The sequence below is a fragment of the Oscillibacter sp. UBA6647 genome (genome assembly GCA_002455655.1).
Taxonomy (GTDB): domain Bacteria; phylum Bacillota; class Clostridia; order Oscillospirales; family Oscillospiraceae; genus Oscillibacter.
On the sequence record DKLF01000141.1, the window covers coordinates 1 to 2,806 of the forward strand.

4 protein-coding genes are annotated in these 2,806 nt (G+C 60.6%); 2 read left to right on the forward strand and 2 right to left on the reverse strand.

Annotation, left to right across the window (positions count from 1 at the left end; genetic code table 11):
• Both B2W96_RS10395 and B2W96_RS10400 read left to right on the forward strand, forming a co-directional pair.
• The coding region (locus tag B2W96_RS10395) for an FGGY family carbohydrate kinase (protein WP_293010224.1) at positions 1-954 on the forward strand (954 nt) is incomplete at its 5' end.
• 186 nt (positions 955-1,140) lie between these two features.
• Positions 1,141-1,521: a zinc ribbon domain-containing protein gene (locus B2W96_RS10400; protein WP_293010225.1), complete on the forward strand. Its 381-nt coding sequence runs from the start codon at positions 1,141-1,143 to the stop codon at positions 1,519-1,521.
• 79 nt (positions 1,522-1,600) lie between these two features.
• Here B2W96_RS10400 and B2W96_RS10405 read toward each other — a convergent pair whose 3' ends face one another.
• Together B2W96_RS10405 and B2W96_RS10410 are read right to left on the reverse strand one after the other, a co-directional pair.
• Positions 1,601-2,185: a hydrolase gene (locus tag B2W96_RS10405; protein ID WP_293010226.1), complete on the reverse strand. Its 585-nt coding sequence runs from the start codon at positions 2,183-2,185 to the stop codon at positions 1,601-1,603.
• A 107-nt stretch (positions 2,186-2,292) separates the two neighbouring features.
• Positions 2,293-2,806 (reverse strand): DUF2461 family protein (locus tag B2W96_RS10410; protein ID WP_293010227.1); only part of this gene is annotated, 514 nt, incomplete at its 5' end.

The window sequence follows — 2,806 nt, forward strand, 5'->3', positions numbered from 1 at the left end:
CGCACCATGCTGTTCAACATCCACACGCTCGAGTGGGACGAGGCGCTGTGCCGGGAGCTGGACGTGCCCATGAATCTCCTGCCCCGCCCGGTGGGCAATTCGCAGCAATACGGAACGGTGGCGGAGGGGATTCCCGGTCTGGAAGGTCTTGAGGGCATCCCCATCTGCGGCAGCGCGGGAGATCAGCCCGCCGCCCTGTTCGGTCAGGGCTGCTTTCAGCCGGGACAGGTGAAAAACACCTACGGCACAGGCTGCTTCACCCTGATGAATGTGGGCGGCGCACCGGTGATTTCAAACGCGGGGTTGGTGAGCAGCGTGGCGTGGAGCCTTGGCGGAGAAGTCTGCTATGCGCTGGAGGGCAGCGTGTTCAACGCGGGCAGCACCATCCAGTGGCTGAGGGACGAACTGGGGCTGATTAAAAGTGCTTCTGAGTGTGATCGGCTGGCGGAGAGCGTACCAGACAGCGGCGGCGTGCTGGTGGTCCCGGCGTTCACCGGCCTTGGCGCGCCTTATTGGGACATGTACGCCCGGGGAACCATTCTGGGCGTCACCCGGGGTACCGGGAAAGCCCACCTCTGCCGCGCGGTGCTGGATTCCATCGCGTTTCAGGTCTGCGATTTAATCACCGCCATGGCCGCCGACGCGGGACGCCCCATCACCTCTTTGAGAGTGGACGGCGGCGCATCCGTCAGCGACCTTCTGCTCCAGCTTCAGGCAGATGCGCTCCGATTGCCGGTGGACCGGCCCGTACAGGTGGAAACCACCGCCTTTGGCGCGGCGGCGCTGGCGGGACTGGCGGCTGGCGTATGGACCAGTCCTGAGCAGCTCTCCGCGCTGCGGCGCAGCCAGCACGTGTTTCTGCCCGTGCGGGACGAGGCGGTCTGCCGGGAGGAGCTGCGGCGGTGGGGCCGGGCCGTGGAGCGGGCACGGGGCTGGATTGAGCCGGAGACGTGACACGCACACTCTGGACCGGCTGATCTTACATGGAGCTGCATCCACTTGAAAACGAACTGTGAATTTTGGAAAAATCGGTTGCGTTTTATCTGCCAACCATGTATACTAACTTCAAGAAACCTGGTCTAAGGACTGCACTCCAACGGATACAGCGCGAAAGCGCGGGAAATGAAAGGGGTTTTCAACATGGCATTTGACTTTTTGAACGATCTTGGAAAAAAGGCACAGGCTGTTGCCGCCGTTGCTGCCGATAAGGCGAAGGACGCCGCAGAACTGGCAAGAATCAACATGACCATTGCCAGCGAGCAGCGGGAGATTGACAAGAATTTCCGCGCCATCGGCGAGTGGTATGTCAGCGAATTCAGTGGTGAGATTCCTCCCGCGGTGAAGGATTTGGTGGACGCGGTGTCCGCCTCCAAGGCAAAGATTGCTGATCTGGAAGCCAGCAAGCCTGTGAAGGAAGAGGCTTCCGAAGCTGCCCAGAACACCAACAAGGCTTGCCCCATCTGCGGGACCTCCTCCGACAGCAAGTTCTGCCCCCAGTGCGGCGCGCCCATGGGCGAATAAGCTCCGCGTGAAAAGCCGAAGGCCCGGACAAATGTCCGGGCCTTCGTTTTTTACTTTTCGCTTCTTTGGAAAGCACGCCTTACAGCGCCGCCATTTCGGCAGTCACAGCGTCCTCGCAGGCGCGCATTGCTGCAAGCGTCTTGTCCAAAAGCTCGTCCAGCTCCCAGCCCAGACGCTCCGCGCCGGTTTGAATCACGTCCCGGGAGCAGCCGGCGGCAAACTTCTTATCCTTGTATTTCTTTTTCAGGCTGCTCAGTTCCATGTCCTGGCAGCTTTTGCTGGGCCGCATCCGGGCCGCAGCGCCGATCAGGCCCGTCAATTCGTCGGCGGCGAAGAGAACCTTTTCCATCTCCTCCACAGGCTCCACATCGCAGCAAATCCCATAGCCGTGGCTGCAAACCGCGTGGATGAGCGCTTCACCGCATCCGATTTCCTTCAGCAGCTCCGGCGCTTTCAGGCAGTGCTCCTCCGGCCACTTTTCAAAGTCTACGTCGTGCAGAAGGCCAACAGTTGCCCAAAAATCCGCGTCCTCGCCATGCCCCAGCTCAACGGCGTACCACCGCATCACACCTTCCACCGTCAGCCCGTGCTGAATGTGAAAGGGCTCGCCGTTATACTTGCGCAGCAGGGCCAGCGCCTGTTCTCTCCGGGGATAGTCTTTCATGGATGTTTCCTCCGTTTCTAATGTACGGCACACTTCTTATCTAAAGCCGCGCGCCTGTGTAATTCCGCCGCATGATACGCGCCTTTTCGCGGGTTTACAAGTCCCGTTCAGCCGGGTTCCCGAGGATCGGGGTCGCTTTCCAGCGTCACGAAATAGTCGTAATAGGGCAGGAGAAATTCATAGCCCGTTTTCAGACGGTCCACCAGCTCCCGCGTGAAGAGACTCTCGTTCAGCTTGTCCCGGTGGCCCATAGAAAAGCTCTTTTTCAAATACCATGGGGCCAGCAGTTCGCTTGGCGCGCCTTCCTTGGGCCGCTTATACTCCTCTCCCTCCAAGGAAAACTCCTGCTGCCGGTTCAGTCTCCGGGTCAGCGTCTCCATGGGCTTCGGGTCCCGCTCCATGCGGGCGCGGAGCTTCATCATGGTGGAGGGGCTGGCCGCGTAATATCCAAGGCCATAGCTCCATTCGTCCGGCCCCAGCTCAAACCAAAAGCAGGGCTGCACGGTCCACACGCTTTCCGCCGGGGCCTCCACGCTGATCCACAGGTGGTCCTTGAAGGGGCCGCGTCCATGAAGCCGCCGGGCATCCCGATAGATACGGGAAACGCGGCCCCGGAGAGGA